The organism is Ferruginibacter sp. SUN106 (genome assembly GCF_050611765.1).
Lineage (GTDB): Bacteria > Bacteroidota > Bacteroidia > Chitinophagales > Chitinophagaceae > Ferruginibacter.
Map to the genome: position 1 here is coordinate 359,881 of NZ_JBODJC010000003.1, position 21,182 is coordinate 381,062.

The following is a 21,182-nucleotide window of genomic DNA, read 5'->3' on the forward strand; positions in this document are numbered from 1 at the left end:
CCTGCAATGCCGACGGCGTTGCTTAAAAAAATATCGAAGCGACCTTTAATTCCTATTCTATTTAATTATAGTCATGTTGTCGGAGACAATCTGCTTGCCTTTAAGTACAGAATCCAGTGATACAGACTGTGTATAATTGATGCCCCTCGGCTTTAAATTGTCGGGATTATACATTTTATCATCTCTAAAAAAATGGCACATAGAAACGAAGTATAAGCTATCTCCATATTCTTTATTAGATATATTGTCGTTGTACTTCATTGTAACCTTATAAAATATATAATTTTTATTGGCATAGCTATACCCAGCAGTTGGGTACACAAATTCAACTGATGGAACCATTGAGTTTGCGAAAGTTTCATTTTCTGTATGAACTACATTGTCGAAAGTACCTGCCGAGTCCATGCCTATAATAGAAACAACCCTTTCAAAGTTATAGGCTGGTCTTGTGCCGTAATTTTGAAATGAAAATACCGCTTGATACATTTGTAATAAACTATCGTAGGAATATTTACTGGAGCGGATAGTTACGATAGGTCTGCTAGAATTATTTGTGTTTTTTATTCCCTGATTATATTGGTAGGATGCAAACCAAACACCAAATAAGGCGATGGCTAAAGTGAGTAGTCGTAGGGCTACATCAAAACGATCTCTTTTAGGTTTGGGGGGCGTAGTGGCTTTTGTACTCATTACAATCAATAATTATATTGTAATGATAATGCTTTTTTTTCAGGAGTTTGATTTTATCCAAATAACCATAGCAACAAGGAATAATGGGAATAGGCAATAACCAATAAATGTGATTTTTTCCAAAATTGAATAAGAGGAAAATTCTTCCTTAAAACTCAATCTAACAACACAATCTTCGCTCTGTAGTGGGAGGGCTTTTTTATTTTTTTGTTTCCCTACCTGTGCTTTGGATGTGCGGCTATTTAACATAATATTAATTATAGGAAAGAATAATCAGTTTTAATATTCAGCTGTAGCTGATTATTAAGCTATTAGCTCCAGATGCTGCTAAAGGCTTTTAAGTGCAGTGATATGCTCATTACAATTTGCTTTGACAAAATACGGCGCTGAAAAGAAAATGCTTTGGCGCTTTCAATTTTGCCAGGCCCGGAATATTTGTAGCCCCGGCGTGCGAAGGTTAAAAAAAATACAGCAAAACCATACACTGCCGGTATCCACATTTCATGGCCATAAAAACGAACTGGCAGAGAAAATTACTTATTGTTTTTGAGGTATTCTTTAAGTACGTATTGGTATACGGACCTGCTTTTTTTGGCTTTGACTATATAGGCCTGGCGCAATTCGGGAGTATTATTAACATGCGTGGCATGTGCAACAGCCCGGGCAAACCGGCTGCGCTGCAATTGTTGTGCAGCTGTGGGTTGTATATTGCTCATATCGGGCGCTTTGGTAACCACTACTTTTTTACCGTAATGTTTTACCACTATCCCGCCTATTTTGCCGCGGATACCTCTTAAAAGTAAACTATCTGTTTTCAAAAAAATATGGCTTTATAAGGGTAAGATGAAAGCCATTGCTAAAGCGTTGCACACGGCCGCCTGCTTGTTATGTCGCCTTACCTGGTATTTATAAGCTGGTATTTTTGATGAAGGATTGAGCTGGCTTTTACGGACAGGTGTTATAGGTGTATAGGATGTTTACTATAGCAGCCTGCACTTTTAAGCGAAGGATGGTGGAATTAAGAGCGAAGGATAGCGAAGGATGAATACCGGCTTTTACGGGCTGCAGGCTGCGGTGGATCTGTGATGACTGAGTGCATACCTGTAAGACGTACAGGCCGTTGACCGGGTTGCCATTACCGGTGTAATTTTTAGCCAGTTGAATTTGACGAGTAAGTTTTACTATACCTGCTCCCGGGAATAGTAAAGCATTTATGTGTATTTTATTAAGATCGTGTAGCTGTATTTTGCCGTACCAGGACCACTCTTTTATATAAATAAAAAAATTAGGTAAACTTCATAAGTAAATGATTAAGAATTATAAAATATATTACATGATACAACCACAAAATGACCGGTGCATTGTAACACGCCGGTCATTTTATAATTCAACAGAGATAAATTTTAGCGTTGATTCTCGGCCGCAGCTATCCAGTTACTATATTTTGTTTCGCTCAAATACACTGCCGATTCGGGCGCTAAAGTATCTGTGTTGAGCGGCGCACCGGAATATAAAGCACCGGCATCGGTGATAATTTCAAAATTTTTATGTGTAGCCTGTGCATACGCTTTTATCCAGGCTGACATATTGAATTTTTCGGGGCCGCCAATTTCAAGGATTGTCCCGGCAGGCTTTGCCAATGCTGTTTTGGCCATAAATGCTGCCACATCTTTACTCGCTATGGGCTGTATATTAGCATCTGGCAAAACCACTTTTCCGTCAACCATACTCATTTGCAGAATACCGCCGGCAAATTCAAAAAACTGGGTGGCATGTACAATAGTGTAAGGAATGCCCGATGCTTTAATCATATCTTCCTGAACTTGCTTGGCCCTGAAATAACCGCTGGCCTGTAATTTTTGGGTGCCCACAACCGATAAGGCAATATGGTGCTGTACCCCGGCTGTTTTTTCTGCCGTAAGCAGGTTTTCGTTAGATGTTTTAAAGAAATTCATTACTGCCGTGGTTTCAAAGGATGGTGAGTTAGATACATCCACCACTACATTTGCGCCTTGCAGCACTTCTGCCAAACCTTGGCCGGTAAGTGTATTTACACCGGTATTGGGAGAAGCTGCAATTACTTCGTTGCCGGTTTGTTGTAACTGTGCAACTAACTGGCTACCAATAAGGCCGGTACCGCCGATAACTACTATTTTCATCTTTTTTAATTTTTAAGTGATCTGATACTGCAAAGATGAAAAGTGTGTAACCGGTAAAACTTAAGCTGGTTTAAGAAACGTATGCCGCCTTGATCTTTTGTAAAGTTTCGGGAGATACATCCATGTAGGCCGCAAAAACAGCATCAGGAATTCTTGGCATTAACGCAGGATATGTATTGCTGAAATGTTTGTAAAAATCTTCTTTGGATACTGTAGCAAATGTTTTTTGTTTAAACAGCGCTGCACCATAAGCCCGTTCGTGAATTTTATTGAAATAAAGGGCCATTAAAGGGAATTGCAATAACAGGTTGTCATATTTTTCCCTGCTCATGAAGGTTATTACCGAGTCTTCCATAGCTGTAATGGCAAACCCGGCGGGCCTGCCTTCACTAAAGGTTTTATAGTCAGTTATCCACCAGTTTTCCAGGGCAAAATGTACCACGTGTTTTTTATTGTTGTGGTTATAAAACATGTAAAGGCATCCTTTATTTACAAAGAAAATATCGTGACAGGGTTCGTTTTCGTTGAGCAGGATCTCACCTTTTTTTACAGTTTTTGTTGTAAAGAAAGTTGTCATTTCATCTACCGGCATAGTATGCCCTGCCAATATTTTTTGAATATGATGCTGTAATGCTTCCGTCATGATAATTTTTTTTCAACTCTTTTTTTACGCAATTCGCTCAGGTATTCGGGTGTAAACCCTAAAAATGAAGCCAGTATTTTTTGGGGAATTCGCTGCAGAAAATCGGGATATTTTCCTTCAAACAATTCATAAAACTCGTTCTTTGGCATTCTTGATATCATCTGTACACGAAGTAATGAAGCCGCATAGGCACGCTCGTATACCAGGCGAAAATATTTTTCCATCACCGGCAGTTTCTGCAGCAGTAAATTATAGTTTTCAGCATCTATTACCAGCACTTCGGCCGGTTCCAGGGCCTGGATACTATACACCGATTGCCGCCCTGTGCGGAAAGCATCCAGATCCGTCATCCACCAGTTTTCTAGGGCAAACTGTAGCGTTTGTTCTGTACCGCTATCATCGGTAAAATACAGCCGAAGGCAACCTTTTACTACAAAAAAATAATGTACGCAAAGTTTCTCCTCTTGCTGCAATATGTCTTTTTTCTTAAATAAACGGGTATCAAAAAAAGGTAAAACAGCCTCTTCCCCTATTTCCTGGTCGGCGGTAATTTTCCGGATATGCTGTACCAGCGGATGCAAATTTGCAGACATACGCTAAAATAGTACAAAACAGGCAAGATGTTTATGGCAGGAATGAATATATGCAGTTTGAGATACAAAACCTACATTTGCGCAAATGCAAACAGATACAACAGAACTTAAAAGGATGCTTGCCAATTTGAATATTGACGAGCTTAACGAAATGCAGCTGGCATCGCTGGCGGCCAAAGAAAACGAAGATGTTATTTTATTGTCGATAACCGGATCGGGAAAAACCCTGGCGTTTTTATTGCCGCTGGTGCAGTTATTACAAAAAGACAGTAAAGGCGTTCAGGCCATGATCATCGTACCCAGCCGTGAGCTGGCGATACAGATTGATGATGTGTTCCGTAAAATGCAGACGGGCTATAAAGTAACGCTTTGTTATGGCGGCCACAAACGTGAAATTGAAGAAACCAACCTGGTACAGGCACCTGCAGTTATTATAGGCACGCCGGGGCGTATTGCCGATCATTTACGCAGAAATAATTTTTCTACTGAACTGGTTACCACATTAATATTGGATGAGTTTGATAAATCACTTGAATTAGGTTTCCAGGAAGAAATGGAGTTCATCATCAGCTCACTAAAAAATATTAACAAACGCATATTAACTTCTGCAACCCAATCGGTTATTGTGCCTAATTTTATCGGTTTAAAAGAACCTTTAAAGCTGGATTACCTTGACCTGGTTATTGAAAATGCCATTGGTTTGGAGATAAAAATGGTATTTTCTGAAGATAAAGACAAAGCTGATATACTATTTAAGCTGATCTGCTTTTTGGGCAACCGTTCTACTATTATCTTTTGCAACCACCGTACATCGGTGGAAAGAACCAGCAATATCCTGAGCGACAGAGGCATTGTATCAGTATTTTACCACGGCGGTATGGAGCAACAGGAACGTGACGCTGCTTTATGTAAATTTAGAAATGGCACTTCCAGTATATTAGTAACCACTGATTTAGCTTCACGTGGTTTGGATATTCCAAATATCAGGAATATCGTTCATTATCACCTGCCAACATCGGAAGACATCTTTACGCACCGCAACGGCCGTACAGCCCGTATGGAAGCCAGCGGTACTACTTATGTTATTTATTCAGAGGAAGAAATTCTACCTGAATATATTACAAAAAATGCTACTGCACAGGAATTGAATGGTGACTATGAGCTGCCGGAAAAACCAAAATGGAGCACCCTTTTTATTGCTGCAGGTAAAAAGGATAAAGTGAATAAGATCGATATCGTGGGCTTTTTATCTCATAAAGGGCAACTGAAAAAGGAAGATATCGGTTTAATTGAAGTGAAGGACTTCTTCTCTTTTGTGGCTATCAAAAAAATTAAAGTGAGCGATACCCTGCGCCTGATCAAAGACGAAAAGATAAAAAACAAGAAGGTGAAGATTGATGTGGCGAAATAGATGGCTACGCCACAGCCACACGGTCCATATCACTGTAAGGATAAAATCCTTTCTCTTTTAATAATTTAAAAAGTTCAGCACTGCCCTGTTGCCTGGCAAATTCCATTTCGCTTTTAAATACCTCCAGGCATAGGAGTAAATGGTGTTGTCTTTCGCCAATCTTAAATTCGGCATTCCCGGGATTATAGTGATCAAACACCAGGCAGATGTTTTTGCCTTCTTCTGGTGGAACAGGAACTTCACAGGTTTCATTGGGATTCAAAACTGCCTCGAAAGAATAATTGCCAATAGTGGTGAAAATGCTGCAAATACGGCTTTGAACAAGGTTGAACGCCGTTTGTTCGTCTTCACCTGAGTTATACGCTTCTTTTGTAAAAGCTACCAGTTCATAAGTACCCAGGCGGTTGGGTTTGGGGCCATTGCCAGCGGGGTCCAGCAATTCCATAGTGGCAAAGCCGGTGCCTGCAATACCGTTGGGAAAATAGTACATATCTGTAGCACCGCCAATGGCAAAAGGAATTATGGCATGGCCAACCATATCATGCATCTTGCCTAAAACCTGTTCTAATCCCTGTTGCTTCAATTCATAATCCTTTTCGTATTCTTCCTCCGAAAATTGATTTCCAGGTACAGCTTCTTCTTCTTTCTTTTTTCCGCCAAATAATTTCTTTAAAAAACTCATAGCCTTATAATTTTCATTACATATTTATCAACCTGAAATAAATATATGAAAGTTCTTAAAACCTTAGGTATTAGTGGCATAAAAAAAGAAGGAAAGACTGCAATAGTAAATTACTACCGCCATCTCCCCTTCTTATTTTTGTTACATTAAATATTAAGCAGTATAAAAATGCGGGTGCATTTTATTGAACATTGTAGGTTGAACATTGAGCATTGAATATTTTTTCTGTTCTACACCAGAAAATTCTTTCTACTTAAACGGATTCGAAAACTTCTCCTCCGTTATAATTGTATTATCGGTAAGTGTATTTAAAAATGCCATCAGTGGTTGTACATCCTGCGGCGCTACACTATGTGCAGGTATGGGTGCTGTGCCTGTGCCCGGAGCGCCGGCGGTAAACATAGCCAGTACATTTGCCACTGTTCCTTTGTGAAATAAGGAAGTACGGGTAGCCACATTGCGTAAGGAACCGGCTTTAAAGCGGTTTTGGCCGTTAATGCCAATATCTGTTGCAGGAAATGCAAACGGCGGCGTCTGGCTGTTTAAAAACATGGGTGCTGTATGGCAGGTATTGCAGGTGTTGGGTGCGCCAACCGTTAAATAGATCTGTTCGCCCTGTGCCTCTAATGGAGTGAAGGTTTCCAGCCCTTGTTTTACACGATCGTATTTTGATTGGTAGGTAACAATGCTGCGTTCAAATTGAGCAATGGCTTTTGCTATTAACACCGAATCGATTGTTGTGCTGCCAAATGCTTTTTGAAATAAGGCGGGGTAATAACTTAAAGCTTTTACCTTGGTTTCTAATTCGGCCAGGGTTAAGCCCATTTCGGTATGGTTTTGTATGGGCTGCAGGGCTTGTTTTTCAACAGAAGCGGCTCTTTCATCCCAAAACATTTTCCCGCTTTTGTAAAAGCGAACATTTAAAATTGACATGGAATTGCGATCGGTTGAACCGCCTTCAAATCCTTTGCTTAAACTGGAAGAATCATCAAAAGCTAATTTCTGCTGGTGACAACTGCCGCAGCTTACGGTATTGTTTTTACTTAATTGCTTATCGTAAAATAAAACACGGCCTAAGGTAGCGCCGTCGTTGGTGATGGCATTATCGGCAGGGGTGTTGTCGTTAGCCAGTAATGCAGCCTGGATATGGGCAGGATACGTCATTACATAATTCAATGTAGTGCCGGGCAATGTGGGTTGCGCCGGCGTGGTAGTGCCCGTACCGGTGGTGGTACCGCTATCTTTTTTAGAGCAATATTGAAAAAGTACAATGGTTACTACAAGGCAGGCGCTGAGGCATACACGTTTCATAATGGTTTGATTTTGGGTAAATATTTAAACAGCAGGTAAATTTTCTTCATATTGCTTAACGAAATGGTTGGTATATAATTGCTGGTGTTTTTATTTAGATGCCGGATTCAGGGGAAACCTTCGGTGGGTTGAAAATATTTTTGCCGGGGTGATGGAGCGAAAAGATATTTTTGCCGGACTAATGGAGCGGAAAAGTATTTACGGTGTATAAGTGAAGCGAAAAAATATTTTCACTGTACTACCGTACCACTGTACTACTGTCCTTCATTTTTTAATACAGCAATATCTTTGGCCAGTTGTTGTGTTTCCAGTTCTAAAGTACCGTTGTAAATGCCCCGTATCTTTTTATGCTGATCAATTAAAAGTATATGCTCGGTATGCAGGAACTGAGAACTGTCTTTACTGAAACCAAAATCTTCTTCGGCAAAATATGATGTACGGGCCAGCTTGTAAATATCGGCTTTATTGCCTGTAAGCAAATGCCAGTTGGTTAAACTGATATCATTGTGCTCTGCATAGTTTTTAAGTCTGGCAACTGAATCTCTCCAGGGTGTTACCGAGTAAGATAAAAAAACAATACCGGTATCCAACTTAAATGCTTCGTACGTGGTTTTAAGGTTAGTCATCATCTTAGGGCAAATGCTGCCGCAGGCTGTAAAGAAAAAATTAGCTACGTGAATTTTGCCTTCAATATTTTTTTGTGTGATAGTTGCGCCGGATTGATCGGTGCAGGAAAAACCGGCAATGGTATGCGGTATTTCTTTTGTGGCTGCATCAGCGCTTATAAAATGCGGTGTAAAATCCGGCGTATTGTAATAGGGCAGCATGGCAATTTTTTGTTTACTGCTGCAATGCACTAAAATAATTACACTACTAATTAAAAATACTATCCGATACATTGATACAGTTTTTGGTGCCGAGTAATCCGTAACGCCTGCCATTAACAACCATAAAATTGGAATGTATTTTTCCGTTGTTGTAAAATATTTTTTGCAAGCCATCTTCGTAACCGGCTTTATAATTGGCCTCTTTGGTCAGTTGCCCGCTTTCATTCCATTCGTAACAAGTGCCTTCGTACTCGCCATCTTTAAATTCGTACTGTAATTTCTTTTTTCCATTGGGCCACCAGGCCAGGTACTCTCCCACTTTTTTACCGTCTTTAAAGTTTCTTATTTCTTCGGGAGTTTTATCGGCGTAATTTTTTTTCCAAACACCATCTTCTTTACCATTACTGAAGTTCATAATGGTTGCGGTATCTGTAGTGTTTGGGTAGAGCGCATAGACCGTGCCGGTGTACAGGCTGTCTTTTAAATATACCACACCATTCACCATTTTTAAACCTGGTGCAATTGCATTGGTGATCTTGTACTCAACGGCATGTTTACCGGTTTGTTTACAACCGATAAACAGCATGAGCAGCAATATTGATATACCGCTATTTAGAAACCGTGCCTGGTGTTCCATAAAATCCACTTCCGTTTATATAAGGATCAGTGTTTGTAATATGATAATGATAAATGCCATTGGGATAATCTGCTGTTACGGCTGTATGTCCATGATAGGCATCCAGCATGGCATTGGTTACGGTAGCATTATTCTCTTCCGGTCCGTATACGGGGAAACCATCTAATAAAAAACCCAGTAAAGCAGATTTGGAGGCTTTAACTGTGGTAAGGTATAATGGTTCTACATGATAATGATATTCGCTGGTGGGTGATGGATGGCCCCAGTATTTATCAAAGCTTACTACTTCGTTGGTAAGTGGCTGGTTAGGGCCGGCATACTGGTTAAAGAATGCCACACCATTCAGCGACACGCCAATTGGCCCCAGTGGTGTTGCGCTATGTGCTGCATTAACCTGCGGGTTAAGCGGAATTTTAAAAGTATAATTCTGTGTAGCAATAGAGTTGGGATTTTTTGAAAATGTATTGCCACCAAATGTAGTACCACTGAAAGCTTCGTACAAAGCATTGGCAGTTGGGTAATACACACTTTTATGATCGGGTGCGCCACTGGTTTTAATGGTGATGTAAGTACCATCTGAAGTAATACTGGTAGCGCCGTATATTTTTTTATACACGTCGGGTACGGTGGCTGTTCCACCGCCACCACCTGTTGAAGTATCACCAGATGATTTTTTACAGGAAATGCCTGCGACAATTACGGCTAAGGCCATAAGTTTTACGGGTATCATTTTCATACTTATTAATTCTGTTTTATAAAGGTGATTTTATGAAGGAGTTGTTTTAGCATTATTTATTTTCCGGAGGTGGTGGTGGCATTCCTTCTCCACCCGGCCCTGGCCCTTCGCCTGGCGGCGGAGGCATGCCACCTCGGATACCCGGTGGTGGCGGCCCCTGCGGCCGTTTTGCTGGTGCCATGCGGCGCAATACGTCCTGTATAATGTCGTCGAATTTTTTTTGTTGTGTGGCAGTACAAATGGCTCTGAGTTTTTGAAAATGCCTGAACGTAAACAATTCCAGTTGCTGTTCTGCTGCAGCTACTTTGCTGCTTTGTTGTTGCACTAAAGCTTCAACAGGTGCAGGTTGTTTCAGTAATTCAAAAAATTCATCTTTTGCTTTCCTGATACTGTCTTGTAAAGGCCTTTGTCCCGCCTGGTGTTCTTCTCTTAATTTTTTATAGCTTAGTTGTTGTGCTGAGTCTAATTGTAATTCTTTGGTAACAAATTCAAATACCTGGCCTGTGGGTGGCGGAGGTTGTATATTACCTCCGGCATTATTTTTATGCGTCCATAAATAACCCAGTGTGGCAATATTTGCGGTAAGTAACAATAATGTTATTACAGAAAGCAGGCGGTTATTTGTAAAGAAATTCATATTGAAAAATTTTATTCGTAAACAGATGCCGTGTTCATGTTATAGGCTTCTGCAAAGGATTCCAGCGTGGCTGGCTTGCCGGACTGTACTGTTGCTTTTTGTTGCGGTGCTTTATTAAACTGCATTATCGAAAACACATTTATCATCAATACCACCAATAAAGCGCTGGTAACAAATGCAGGGCGGAGCAACAGAAAAGTTTTTCTTTTTGGCTCCCATTCTTTTTGCATCCTGCCCATTAAACGGGTGTAAAAAAAATCAGGCGCTGCTGCTTTTTCCAAACCGGTTAAACTGTTTAATATGCGTTCTTCTTTATTATTCATTATTAATGCTACTTATTCATTTATTATTTAGATGTCTCTTTTTATAAAAACCTTCGCTGCTATGGGGGTAATTCGTTAATTTTTTTTCTGAGGTTCTGTTTTGCTCTTTGCAACAGCGAATCCACGGCAGGTTCGGAAGTGTTTAATATGGCTGCGATCTCCCGGTAACTCAGCTCTTCTATTTTATTCAGTATAAAAGCGGTGCGTTGGTTTTCGGGTAACTGGTCTACTAATTTTAAAAGTAATGCGGCATCTTCTTTTTGATCCAGTTGCACACCAGGGTGGTTAAATTCTCCCGGTTCGTGCAATGGTGTATTATCGGCACCAAATAAACTGCTGATGAACCCAAAACGTTTTTTTCTTTTTTTGCTCCGCAGCTGATCGAGGCATTTGGTAGTGGTGATCCTGTATATCCATGTAGACAAAAGGGACTCTTCTTTAAACTGGTGTATTGAACGATAGACCTGAATGAATACTTCCTGTGCAATATCCTCGGCATCGGTACTATGTTGCAATAAGCCCAAAGCAGTATTGAATACCCTGTCCTGAAAACGGAGTACCAGTTCCTTAAAAGCTACTTCATCTCCGTTGCGGAGCCCATAAACCAGTTCCTGTTCTGTCAAAAAGGGTTGGGTGTTTTTAGTTAGACGAGTGTAATTGGTTAAACCTTCGCTGCAACTTAAATTTATTTTTTACAAGAAGCAATAAACTTTTTCACCAGTTTTTTACACAACTATAGTGCAACCAAAATGCCGTTCCGCCGGGCAATGTCCTTAAAAGAAAATATTCAATGCTCAATGTTCAACACTCAATACTCAATAAAATACAAGAGTATTTGATTGTAGCTTCTTTTACGAAAACGGTTAAAAACAGCATAAACTGCATTTCTATTGAAAATTGAACATTGAGCATTGGTTATTGAGCATTTCTTTAAGCTCCTTAACTTAATGACATTGACCCCTCCGGCGAATACATTTACTTTTTGAAAGCAGCGATAAAGTCAACAACTAATTTGTTGAAGGCCTCACCTTCGTTGAATAAAAAAGAATGTTCAATAGGTAATACATACACCGGAAAATCTTTCAGGTCTTCTTCAAACTTCACTAAGCGCACGGCATCTTTTTCTGTAGTAAGAATAATTTTATCCTGTTGCTGAATTTTGGCAAACTGTTTTTTGATATCCGCCAGGTCGTCGCTGTTAAAAATATGATGGTCGGGGTAACGCAGCATATCATAACTATTAAAATTGGTTACCAAAAAATCTTTTAATGGCCGTGGATTGGCAATACCACAGATGAGCAGGATATTTGTATTTCTGTCAATGACTGCTTCTGCTTTAGTAAAAAGATGGTAAGGTTTGGAATAGGTGATCTCAGTAAAAAAAACAGCCTGCTTTGGTAAAGGTTTTAATTCTTTTACAATAGATTTTTTTTCATCAGCTGATAAACCTGTTTTGCATTTAGTGACTACAATAATACCGGCTCTCTTCATACTCGCTTTCACATCTCTCAGATCTCCGGAAGGCATCATCAGGTCTCTTGTAAAAAGATTATTGTAAGCCGTCAGCACAATATTCAATCCTGCTTTTACCGGGCGGTGCTGAAAAGCATCATCGAGAATGATGACATTGGTACCGGGTTTATCGTGCAGTATCTGTGGTATAGCCACCAATCTTTCTTCGCCAACTGCTACTGTTACATGGGGGAATTTATTATGAAATTGCATGGGCTCGTCGCCAATTTCCAAAGCAGTGGTGGTATTATCGGCTATAGCAAAACCTTTGGTCTTTCTTTTATAACCGCGGCTTAATGTAGCCGTATTAAAATCGTTTTGCAGTAATCGTATTAAGTATTCCACCATTGGTGTTTTACCAGTACCTCCAACGGCAATATTACCCACGCAAATAATCGGAAAATTAAATTGCGCTGCCTTTAAAATATTCTTATCAAACAACCAGTTTCTCAGCCATACCACTGCACCATATACAAGTGAAACGGGAAACAATAAATATCTGAAACTTCTAAGCATTCTTTTTTGATTGGTTAATTAGAGACCGGAATGATCTTTACATTATTCACCTTGTGAATTAATCTTGCCACGAATGGCACGAATTTACACGAATAATAAGTCGCCATTCGTGGACATTCGTGCTATTTGTGGCAAGAAAAACTACAAAGTAGTTTCTATGTTCTGTTTTGTACTCCTTGTTATTTAAAAATAATCCGTAGTCAAATTAATTTATAAAGATCGAAAAAATGGTAGTACCATAATTTCTTTCTGTTTTATAATGTTCAAACTTTTTATAATCATTTCTTGGTGTATGCTCCAGTATAAACCAGCCTTTAGGTTTCAATAATTTCTTTTCAAAAATTTTTATGGGTAAATCATCAATGGTGGCTAATGCGTAAGGGGGGCCTGCAAAAATAAAATCATATTGTTCTGTTGCAGTATCAATAAATTTAAACACCTCTCCTTTCATCACTTTAAAATTGTCCAGTTCCAGTTCGGCTGCCGTTTTTTTAATGAACTCATACATCTGCGTATCTTTTTCCACAATGGTAATATCGGGTGCTCCCCTGCTGCTTAATTCGTAACTGATGCAACCGGTGCCGCCAAAAAGATCGAGTACTTTCAGTTCTTCAATTTCTAAATTATTTTGCAGCACATTGAATAATCCTTCTTTGGCAATATCTGTGGTGGGCCTTGTGTAAGGCATGTTATTGGGTGGCGTGATTCTTCTGCCACCATGTGTTCCGCTTATAATACGCATAAGGCTGTGGCAAATAAATGACTGAAATAATGTGCAGGTTGTTCCTGAATCTCATCTGCATAATTGAAATTACCTGGTAATGTTGCAAACTCAATGTTTAAAAAATACTTGTGCAGTTCATTGTATAAATTAGAATCGGCATCAATCATACCACTCAGCAGTACGGTAGTTTGTATAGCGGTTTCAAAACTGCGGCATACATTTAATAAATGATAGGCTACATCTTCAGGTGCATTAAATTCAAAATTCTGTATCACCTGCAAATGACTGTTTTTCCTCAGCATCACAGTAAGTGAAGTAGGATAAAAATTACAATACAATAAGTTTGTATGTACTTTTTCGATATTGATGAGTAAAGAGCTCTGGTGGTTTTGAATGCTGAAGGGCAGCCAATGCGTAAATACATTTTTTATTACAACCGGTATCCTGTACACTGTATGCAGGTTATGCGCCAGCACCAGTTCGTGCTGGATGGCAGCCTGTGCTGCATCGCCGTATACCAGTTGCAGCATATCGCTGGTATGGCCCTGGTCAAAATATTCGAATGGCACTAAAATATTTTCATCAAAACACCAGGTAACAAATATTTTTTTAAAATGCTGCTGGTGCAATTCTTCAACACTTAAAAGGTTGTTGATCTCTTCTGCAATTGCAGCATCGGATAATTGTTTTGCAAAATGATATACCTGTACTGATGTAAAAGTATTGCTGTCGCTATCTAATTGCGCAAACGAAATGCCCTGTTTACCTGCCTGTACCAATAAAACCGGTTTACCGGCAGGTATGGCTGTACTTTTTATATTAAATGATGGATTCACTGTATGATTTTCGGCAGGCAAAATAAGATAATTTTGCTGACTTTATGGAAAGTATAGCAACAAACGACGATTTAAAAGTAAAAGTCACCAATAAACAAATCCTGTCTATTGCGATGCCGATTACGTTGGCTATCCTCATTCCCCAGGTAAATATGCTTACCAACAGCATTTTCCTGGGCAAATCGGATGATGCCAATGCATTGGGCAATGCCGGTATTACGGGTGTTTATTACCTGATATTTGCTGTTGCAGGGCATGGATTGAATAATGCTATGCAATCGGTATTCAGCCGTCATGCAGGCAGTGGCAATACCGGTGCTTTTAAAACCATATTATCGCAGGGCATCCGTATTTGTTTGCAACTTTCGCTGATAGGCATATTATTTACCTGGTTTATTGCGCCGTTTATTTTGCAACCTGTTGCCGATGCTAATGCTTACCAGCAGGAGATCAGTTTTTTGCGTATCCGCATTTTCGGGTTGCCTTTTTTGTACCTGTTCCAGATGGGCAATGCTTTTTTGGTGGCGTCACTCAACAGCCGGTATTTAATGATCGGTTTTATTTTTGAAGCCTTACTGAATATAGTTTTGGATTACGTATTTATTTATGGCCACTTTGGATTTCCTAAAATGGGATTTAATGGTGCAGCCCTTGCATCGGTAATTGCGGAAGGGGTTGGTTTTTTAGTGGTATTGATCGTGTTGTATAAAACAGGATTAAAAAAGAAATATAACCTGCTGAAAGATCTTGCTTATGATAAAGTGATCAGCAAAGCTATTATCAAAGTATCGGCACCATTGGTAGCGCAATACGTGATCAGTGTAACCACCTGGCTGATATTTTTCTTTTTAATTGAGGCCCGCGGCAATGCCTTGGATAAAGCCATCAGCAATGTAATGCGGAATGTATTTGGATTAGCGGGTGTATTTGTATGGGCTTTTGCCAGTACGAGCAATGTGGTGGTAAGTAATTTAATGGGACAAAAAAGAGAAGACAAGGTTATCCTGGCCATTAATAAAACCATGTTACTGAGTATTAGTTTTTGTGCGGTAATGGTGCTGCTGCTGAATATTTTTCCTGAAATGTTTTTCAGGTTATTCAGTAAAGGTGATGCTTTTGTTGCGGCGGGTATTCCGGTGGCCAGAACGGTTAGCCTGGGCATGTTGTTCATGAGTGTGGCTAATATCTGGCTGAATGGTGTAACAGGAACAGGTAAAACCAAGGTGAACCTGATGATTGAAATTGTAGCTATTACAGTGTATTTAATTTACAGCTGGATATTTATGAAAGTACATTTTATTTCTTTAGCGATGGCATGGAGTAATGAAGTAGTGTACTGGAGTACGATCTTTATAATGGCGTTTGTGTTTTTAAAGAGCGGAAAGTGGAAGACGAAGCAGGCGTGAGACGTGAGACGTGAATGGGGAACGGTCAATGGGGAGTGTTCGGTACAATACGCCCAATACAATGAGGATGAAAAAACTGGTGTAGATGAGCTTATTGTATTTCGCCAGCCAGTTGGGTAAATAAATATCAAAATTATCTTTGGCAGAATTGGAATATTTACGGGCAAGAATAGTTAGCGGGCACATCTTTTTAAAACACAGCAGCACTATTCCTTCTGCTATGATAAGAACAATACCAATCCACACTAACCTGTCAATCTTGTTTACGATAACTGCATAAGCCATATAGAATAATACCAGGTTGAAAAAAAGCCAGATGATGGTATGAATGATCTTGATGCGAACTAAGGGTGTCATTATTGTTTTGACGAAGATATTTTTATTGCAGCTGATTTAAAATAACCTTCAACATAATAAAAGATGATTCCTGTCAGAACGGGGTTTGAGTTGGTGCAATACAAAAAAGATTCGTCATACCACGAATCTTTTGAAAGTTTAAATTGTACGAATGCTGATCCTATAATTTGAATGTTAAACCGATCTTGCCATCAGAGAAAGCATCTCCGCCGCCAAACTCTAAGTTTAAGCCAACTTTATTATTGAAGTAATACCTGCCACCGATTTGTGCGCCGAGGCCAATGCCGGAGCTGTGATCGCCGGGATAACCATCTGGTGAAGACCAAGAATAAAAGCCCAGGTTAAGCCCTGCATAAAAATCAAATTCTTTGGGAATATTAAGTACCGTATTAAAATGGTAATTGCCATTGGCAGCAATGCCGATAATACTATGACGATAATGGTTATTTTTCCAGTTTTCCCTGTAAGAACGAACGGAAAATTCGCCACCGAGGGTAATGTTTTGATGTACGCCAACATCTATACCTGCATACACGGGTACGCCCCAACCCGAAAAGCCCACACCAACATTGAATTGTGCTTTGCCTACCGGTAAAGGATTCTGGCTATGTGCCATGAAGAACAAGCATAAAAGCGTAAGTGCAATAGATATTTTTTTCATTACAGGAGTTATTTTGGTGATTAAAATACGGGTTGTTCATTTTCTTTCAGCTCTTCTTTTGCCGCCGGTTTAAAATTATCTGCACGCTTGGCAACAAAGCTGGCCACACTAAATTCAACAATAGCACCCAGTATCTTTTTTATAGGATTATGCGTGCCACCAATCAATAATTTTTTAGATAAATAACCGGTTGCCAAACCAATAGCATTATTCACAAGGCCACTTTTTACTTCGGGTGAAGAAGTAGCATCACGGAATGTGTTTTTTATTAGGTTGATGGGTTTCAAGCTTTCATAGGTAATATGAAACTGTTCTTTTAGTGAATCTAATTCCTGTGCCTGTTTGCGCTGCAGGGATAAGATGGCATTTTGCAATACGCTACTTTCATTTCTTTTTTTCATATTTCTTTTTGTTGCAGCATTTTAATGATCATTGTATTGCTTACCGGTTCTTTTATCCATTGGTTACGAAATGCATATACCAATAAAGCAATCAGTGCCCATGCACCGGCAATAACAAAAAAGCCGTAATAAGTTTTGCCCAGCAACTCTCCTATCCACAATGCCAGCCCTATATTGGCACTTACAATAAATAATGCAACAACAATAGTAATCACCAACCTGGTTGCCAAAGATGAAACCACTTCAGCAGTTTTATCTATTGCCTGAAGTTTGTATAATTCAATACTGGTTTTACCGTACTCACTGGCTTTTTCAAAAAGCGTTTCTATTGCTGTTGCATTGTTATTCATTGTTTACCTTTTAATTGGACTACATTTTAAAGCGTTGCTTTCTTAACTTCATTCTTAGCGTCTTCAAATTTCATTTTGCCATCGGCAACTAAATCTTCTGCGCCGTGCCTGATGCTTTTGTATTTATCGTTGATAGCATCTATAGCTTCATTGAATTTTTCTTTTACATCATCAACATACCCTTCGCCTTTACGCATAATTTTTTTACGGGTATTGCTACCTTTATCGGGTGCCAGTAAAATACCTAATATAGCTCCGGCGGCTACACCTGCTAATAATCCCAATACTACTTTTCCTGTTTTCATACTTTTTAATTTATAGTTTACAATATAAGTATCAGTAACAACACAATAATAATTGCAGCACCTACCGAAAGATAAATACCCCTGTTGTTACTTCTGATCTCTTTTTTTAATGACTTTACTTCTTTACGTAATTCTCTTTTTTCTGCACCACTTAAGTCAGATTTATCCATGTCCTTAATTTCATTCAACCTGGTGATGGATTTACTTACATCAACCGGCTCTGTTGGAACCACTACTGAAGAAGGTGCAACAATAGCTGTGGCATTAGATTGCATTGGAGTAAATGCTAATGACAAACCTAGTGCCATTAAACATAAAGCAGTTTTTTTCATTGTATTTGTTTTAAGTTGTTTAAATTGTTCTATCGCCCCTGATGATCCTGAAGAGCACTGCAATTACTGCAATTACCAACAACAGGTGAATGATACTACCGGCGTGAAAACCTAAGAAACCGATTGCCCACAGAATAACCAGAATTACTGCAACGGTATAAAGCAAATTTCCCATGATGATTGATTGTTTTTAAATGATTAATGAAATATTGAGTGCGACAGTAATACCTGATAATTCCTGCCAACTGTTTTACTGTTACCGATTAACCATTGCAATGGTGCTTTGATTTGAATTACCAATACTGTGCCACAACAAAAAACTCCTGTGTAATCTTCTGCTGTAAAAAGAACTGTAAAAAAAAGTGATCAATAGATAAGTCAAGAGATTTTATTTTTAGTGATTACCAATTTTTTTCTGCTACTATAATACTTTGCTGCCACTGTTTTTATTGGCTCTTGCTCTTTGTATATATCCCTGCCTGTTATTGCTGAAAATACTGATTTAGCTTTTTATTGCCTGTGATGTTTTGCTTTAACGAATGCAGGTATGGGGTTTTTCATTGGTTTAAACTTTATTTGTGCTGCTGCTATTTTCTATTGTAAAGTTGCAAACTCCTGAAATGATAAGTGTTACATAATAGTTGAAAAAGCTTATATAATTCCCACATACATTTTTATAAGTATGAGGTGGCGATTTTGCCAATATTATTTGACAGCGATATTTGAGTGATTTGTCTGTAACAATGCGGAATAAATCAGAAAGTGTAAATGATGCAATTATTTTTGCCTATTGTGTAAATAATTACATAAAAAGACTATGAACTTTATAGTCTGCTGTTTAATAAACACATCTTTCTCACATGCGTTTTAGTTTAAGCCCCTTTTTTGTTCAGGGACTTTTTTTATCAATTACACACAATGTTACTCGTAACCACTTTTAATAATGGTTAGTATCATTTTGAAACGGCCATTGGGCTTTACCAGGTTGGAAGCATGAGCAGGTATAACAATGGACTGACCTGTTTGTAAAAGATGAGATACCGTACTGATCACTATTTCAGCTTTACCTTCAATAATTTGTACAAAAGTATCAAAAGGAGTTGTTTTTTCTGTAAGCCCTTCGCCGCTATCAAAAGACATCACGCTGATGTTGCCGGTTGATTTTTTGAGGATCGTTTTAATCACTACTGAATTAGGCACATATTCGATGATCTCTACAGTAATAAGAGCTTTTGATTTTTCAATTTCGCCTGCATCCATGATCGTTATTTTAGTAGTGAGTAATAAATAAGTGTAGTAGAACCGAAGGAAGGAAAGCACGGCTATATTCTAAAGGTAAGCTGATTTAAACTAACAAGCAGGAAACAATTTTTTAAATGAGTGGATTATCATATAAAAAAGATCGCCGCCCTGGATACACTTTGTAATAAAGACGTTCAATTGAACGTCTTTATTACAAAAAATTACGGTTAGGTATTACTGTAAGCCCTATTGCTTTGTACTGTCTTTGGGATTTACAGGATTAATTATTACATCGGTTTTCTTTTTTAGTGCGGCCTGTTTTTTAGCTTCAGCTCTTTTCTTTTTATTAAAGTAACCTCTAAGTAAAATATTATGTTTTACAGCTTCCATATTTTCATTGAGGCCTTTTGTGGCGCCTTGTATGTTAGACATGGTTGAATCTAAAGCTTTGCCCAATTTGCCATCATTCATTTTACTACTGAATTTTGAAAATTCTTTTGAGCTGGTTTGCAGGTTATTTAATGTTCCCTCTAAACTGCTGGAGAATTTTTCGTCAGAGATCAGTTTAGATAAAGCACCATTGCCATTATTCATTTTATAGGTAAACTGTGCCAGTTGTGCTGTTATAACACCGGCATTGTCCACACTGTTTTTTACACTGCTCATAATATCATCCATTTCAATAGCACTTTTTGTAGCAATGAGAGCGTCATCTTTTACATAAGTGGTACTGTTGCTGCCAGGCGAAATCGTAAGTACCTTATCTCCCATTAATCCATCAGATCCTATGCTTGCTTTTGCATCGGTTTTAATAAATTGCTGCACATTTTTTTTTATAACCAGGTCAACCATTACCGAAGTATCTGTTATCAAAGTAATGTCATCAACAGTTCCGATATTAATACCTGAGAAACGAACGTTGTTGCCCACTTTTAAACCACTTACCGTTTTAAACTGTGCTTTTAAACGAAAAGTTGAGCCGAATAAATTTTTCTGTTTGCCTACAAAATAAATGGTGAATATAAAGGTCACCAATGCAATCACCACAAACATGCCCAGTTTCCATGTAAAGCCGGATTCTTTTTTCATATTGTTACTTTTTTTATCAGACGAAGAATGAGCGTACCCATTCATCATCACTTTTTTCTAATGCATCATAACTGCCTTCGGCATGAATGATACCATCTTTTAAAATTATGATCCTGTCGCCGGTGAGTTTTGCACAAGCCATATCATGTGTAATTATAACTGATGCCGTTTTATATTTTTTCTGCATGGCTAATATCAGTTCACTGATCTCCCGTGATGTGATCGTATCCAGACCGGTTGTTGGTTCATCATACAAAATGATCTCTGGTTTTAAGATCAATGTACGTGCCAGTCCTACCCTTTTACGCATACCACCCGATAATTCGGAAGGCATTTTATCAATAGCTTCTACCAGTCCTACATTTTCTAATGCTTCAGTTACAGTTGTATTCACTTCCGCTGCAGTCAATTTTTTAAAATGCCTTTTTAAAGGGAACTCTAAATTTTGTCTTACCGTCATTGAATCATATAATGCGGCATTTTGAAAAAGAAATCCTATTCTTACTCTTATTGCATTCAATTCGGTGTTGGTTATATTACTGATGTTGGTACCAAATACTTTTATTTCTCCTTTATCGGCAGCAACCAAACCTACCATGCATTTTATAGTTACCGATTTTCCCGAACCGGACTTACCCAGTATCACCAGGTTCTCAGCTTTATCAACATACAGATCAACCCCTTTCAGTATATCGTTATCTTTACCAAAGGATTTGCACAGGCCCTTAATACTGATCACGGGACCTTCGGTATCTGCAATACTATTTTCTTTTATATCGGTTTCTTCCTGCAGCATATTTTT

28 protein-coding genes are annotated in these 21,182 nt (G+C 38.8%); 2 read left to right on the forward strand and 26 right to left on the reverse strand.

The features are described from left to right. Nucleotides 1-57 precede the first annotated feature (57 nt). From ACQ334_RS12990 to ACQ334_RS13010, 5 genes are all read right to left on the reverse strand, one after another. The gene (locus ACQ334_RS12990; protein ID WP_430988656.1) at nt 58-690 is read right to left on the reverse strand and encodes a hypothetical protein; all 633 of its coding nucleotides are present in this window, start codon (nt 688-690) and stop codon (nt 58-60) included. A 533-nt stretch (nt 691-1,223) separates the two neighbouring features. Beyond that, a complete protein-coding gene (locus tag ACQ334_RS12995) occupies nt 1,224-1,508 on the reverse strand; it encodes a hypothetical protein (RefSeq protein ID WP_430988657.1) in 285 nt (94 codons plus the stop codon). Between the two features lie 585 nt (nt 1,509-2,093). Continuing rightward, entirely contained in the window at nt 2,094-2,849 is a 756-nt protein-coding gene (locus ACQ334_RS13000; RefSeq protein ID WP_430988658.1) for an SDR family oxidoreductase, read from the reverse strand. 70 nt (nt 2,850-2,919) lie between these two features. Further along, nucleotides 2,920-3,492 carry a Crp/Fnr family transcriptional regulator gene (locus ACQ334_RS13005; protein ID WP_430988659.1) on the reverse strand — a complete coding sequence of 191 codons (573 nt, stop codon included), beginning with the start codon at nt 3,490-3,492 and terminating at the stop codon, nt 2,920-2,922. Then, entirely contained in the window at nt 3,489-4,085 is a 597-nt protein-coding gene (locus tag ACQ334_RS13010; protein WP_430988660.1) for a Crp/Fnr family transcriptional regulator, read from the reverse strand. The genes ACQ334_RS13005 and ACQ334_RS13010 overlap by 4 nt, the downstream gene beginning before the upstream one ends. Before the next feature lie 85 nt (nt 4,086-4,170). On the opposite strand from ACQ334_RS13010, the gene ACQ334_RS13015 reads away from it, so the two are divergent. Beyond that, nucleotides 4,171-5,496 carry a DEAD/DEAH box helicase gene (locus ACQ334_RS13015; protein WP_430988661.1) on the forward strand — a complete coding sequence of 442 codons (1,326 nt, stop codon included), beginning with the start codon at nt 4,171-4,173 and terminating at the stop codon, nt 5,494-5,496. Between the two features lie 4 nt (nt 5,497-5,500). Here the strand turns inward: ACQ334_RS13015 and ACQ334_RS13020 are convergent, their stop codons facing one another. The 11 genes from ACQ334_RS13020 to ACQ334_RS13070 all read right to left on the reverse strand — a co-directional run bounded on the left by ACQ334_RS13020 (nt 5,501) and on the right by ACQ334_RS13070 (nt 14,258). Next, on the reverse strand, nt 5,501-6,178 hold the full coding sequence (locus ACQ334_RS13020) for a suppressor of fused domain protein (protein ID WP_430988662.1): 678 nt from the start codon (nt 6,176-6,178) through the stop codon (nt 5,501-5,503). A gap of 249 nt (nt 6,179-6,427) precedes the next feature. After that, the gene (locus ACQ334_RS13025) at nt 6,428-7,489 is read right to left on the reverse strand and encodes a cytochrome-c peroxidase (RefSeq protein WP_430988663.1); all 1,062 of its coding nucleotides are present in this window, start codon (nt 7,487-7,489) and stop codon (nt 6,428-6,430) included. Between the two features lie 254 nt (nt 7,490-7,743). After that, a complete protein-coding gene (locus ACQ334_RS13030) occupies nt 7,744-8,388 on the reverse strand; it encodes an SCO family protein (RefSeq protein ID WP_430988664.1) in 645 nt (214 codons plus the stop codon). Then, nucleotides 8,363-8,902, reverse strand: a complete 540-nt coding sequence (locus tag ACQ334_RS13035; protein WP_430988665.1) for a toxin-antitoxin system YwqK family antitoxin — start codon at nt 8,900-8,902, stop codon at nt 8,363-8,365. The genes ACQ334_RS13030 and ACQ334_RS13035 overlap by 26 nt, the downstream gene beginning before the upstream one ends. Before the next feature lie 22 nt (nt 8,903-8,924). After that, nucleotides 8,925-9,689, reverse strand: coding sequence for a YHYH protein (locus ACQ334_RS13040; protein ID WP_430988666.1), 765 nt, complete (start codon nt 9,687-9,689; stop codon nt 8,925-8,927). Nucleotides 9,690-9,741: 52 nt separating this feature from the next. Further along, nucleotides 9,742-10,326: a Spy/CpxP family protein refolding chaperone gene (locus ACQ334_RS13045; protein ID WP_430988667.1), complete on the reverse strand. Its 585-nt coding sequence runs from the start codon at nt 10,324-10,326 to the stop codon at nt 9,742-9,744. An 11-nt stretch (nt 10,327-10,337) separates the two neighbouring features. Further along, a complete protein-coding gene (locus ACQ334_RS13050) occupies nt 10,338-10,649 on the reverse strand; it encodes a hypothetical protein (protein ID WP_430988668.1) in 312 nt (103 codons plus the stop codon). Between the two features lie 59 nt (nt 10,650-10,708). Further along, the gene (locus ACQ334_RS13055) at nt 10,709-11,272 is read right to left on the reverse strand and encodes an RNA polymerase sigma factor (protein ID WP_430988669.1); all 564 of its coding nucleotides are present in this window, start codon (nt 11,270-11,272) and stop codon (nt 10,709-10,711) included. A 352-nt stretch (nt 11,273-11,624) separates the two neighbouring features. Beyond that, nucleotides 11,625-12,677 carry a tetraacyldisaccharide 4'-kinase gene (gene lpxK / locus ACQ334_RS13060; protein ID WP_430988670.1) on the reverse strand — a complete coding sequence of 351 codons (1,053 nt, stop codon included), beginning with the start codon at nt 12,675-12,677 and terminating at the stop codon, nt 11,625-11,627. A 205-nt stretch (nt 12,678-12,882) separates the two neighbouring features. Next, complete coding sequence (locus ACQ334_RS13065) at nt 12,883-13,419, reverse strand: RsmD family RNA methyltransferase (RefSeq protein WP_430988671.1); 537 nt, start codon at nt 13,417-13,419, stop codon at nt 12,883-12,885. After that, nucleotides 13,407-14,258, reverse strand: coding sequence for a DUF3822 family protein (locus ACQ334_RS13070; protein WP_430988672.1), 852 nt, complete (start codon nt 14,256-14,258; stop codon nt 13,407-13,409). The genes ACQ334_RS13065 and ACQ334_RS13070 overlap by 13 nt, the downstream gene beginning before the upstream one ends. A gap of 23 nt (nt 14,259-14,281) precedes the next feature. Here ACQ334_RS13070 and ACQ334_RS13075 point away from each other — a divergent pair, with 23 nt between their 5' ends. Further along, nucleotides 14,282-15,643, forward strand: a complete 1,362-nt coding sequence (locus tag ACQ334_RS13075; protein WP_430988673.1) for an MATE family efflux transporter — start codon at nt 14,282-14,284, stop codon at nt 15,641-15,643. Here the strand turns inward: ACQ334_RS13075 and ACQ334_RS13080 are convergent. The 10 genes from ACQ334_RS13080 to ACQ334_RS13125 form a co-directional block, all read right to left on the reverse strand. Beyond that, nucleotides 15,608-16,000, reverse strand: coding sequence for a hypothetical protein (locus ACQ334_RS13080; RefSeq protein ID WP_430988674.1), 393 nt, complete (start codon nt 15,998-16,000; stop codon nt 15,608-15,610). The genes ACQ334_RS13075 and ACQ334_RS13080 overlap by 36 nt on opposite strands. 160 nt (nt 16,001-16,160) lie before the next feature. Continuing rightward, a complete protein-coding gene (locus ACQ334_RS13085) occupies nt 16,161-16,661 on the reverse strand; it encodes a hypothetical protein (RefSeq protein ID WP_430988675.1) in 501 nt (166 codons plus the stop codon). A gap of 20 nt (nt 16,662-16,681) precedes the next feature. Beyond that, complete coding sequence (locus ACQ334_RS13090; RefSeq protein ID WP_430988676.1) at nt 16,682-17,062, reverse strand: hypothetical protein; 381 nt, start codon at nt 17,060-17,062, stop codon at nt 16,682-16,684. Next, nucleotides 17,059-17,412, reverse strand: coding sequence for a hypothetical protein (locus tag ACQ334_RS13095; protein ID WP_430988677.1), 354 nt, complete (start codon nt 17,410-17,412; stop codon nt 17,059-17,061). The genes ACQ334_RS13090 and ACQ334_RS13095 overlap by 4 nt, the downstream gene beginning before the upstream one ends. Nucleotides 17,413-17,438: 26 nt before the next feature. Next, nucleotides 17,439-17,717 (reverse strand): YtxH domain-containing protein, encoded by a 279-nt coding sequence (locus tag ACQ334_RS13100; protein WP_430988678.1) that lies wholly within the window; start codon nt 17,715-17,717, stop codon nt 17,439-17,441. Between the two features lie 17 nt (nt 17,718-17,734). Next, on the reverse strand, nt 17,735-18,049 hold the full coding sequence (locus ACQ334_RS13105; protein WP_430988679.1) for a hypothetical protein: 315 nt from the start codon (nt 18,047-18,049) through the stop codon (nt 17,735-17,737). A 19-nt stretch (nt 18,050-18,068) separates the two neighbouring features. Continuing rightward, the gene (locus ACQ334_RS13110) at nt 18,069-18,224 is read right to left on the reverse strand and encodes a lmo0937 family membrane protein (protein ID WP_430988680.1); all 156 of its coding nucleotides are present in this window, start codon (nt 18,222-18,224) and stop codon (nt 18,069-18,071) included. Nucleotides 18,225-18,970: 746 nt separating this feature from the next. Next, nucleotides 18,971-19,309 carry a cupin domain-containing protein gene (locus tag ACQ334_RS13115; protein ID WP_430988681.1) on the reverse strand — a complete coding sequence of 113 codons (339 nt, stop codon included), beginning with the start codon at nt 19,307-19,309 and terminating at the stop codon, nt 18,971-18,973. Nucleotides 19,310-19,537: 228 nt separating this feature from the next. Beyond that, nucleotides 19,538-20,380: an MlaD family protein gene (locus ACQ334_RS13120; protein ID WP_430988682.1), complete on the reverse strand. Its 843-nt coding sequence runs from the start codon at nt 20,378-20,380 to the stop codon at nt 19,538-19,540. A gap of 16 nt (nt 20,381-20,396) precedes the next feature. Next, complete coding sequence (locus ACQ334_RS13125; protein WP_430988683.1) at nt 20,397-21,176, reverse strand: ABC transporter ATP-binding protein; 780 nt, start codon at nt 21,174-21,176, stop codon at nt 20,397-20,399. Between the last annotated feature and the right edge of the window lie 6 nt (nt 21,177-21,182).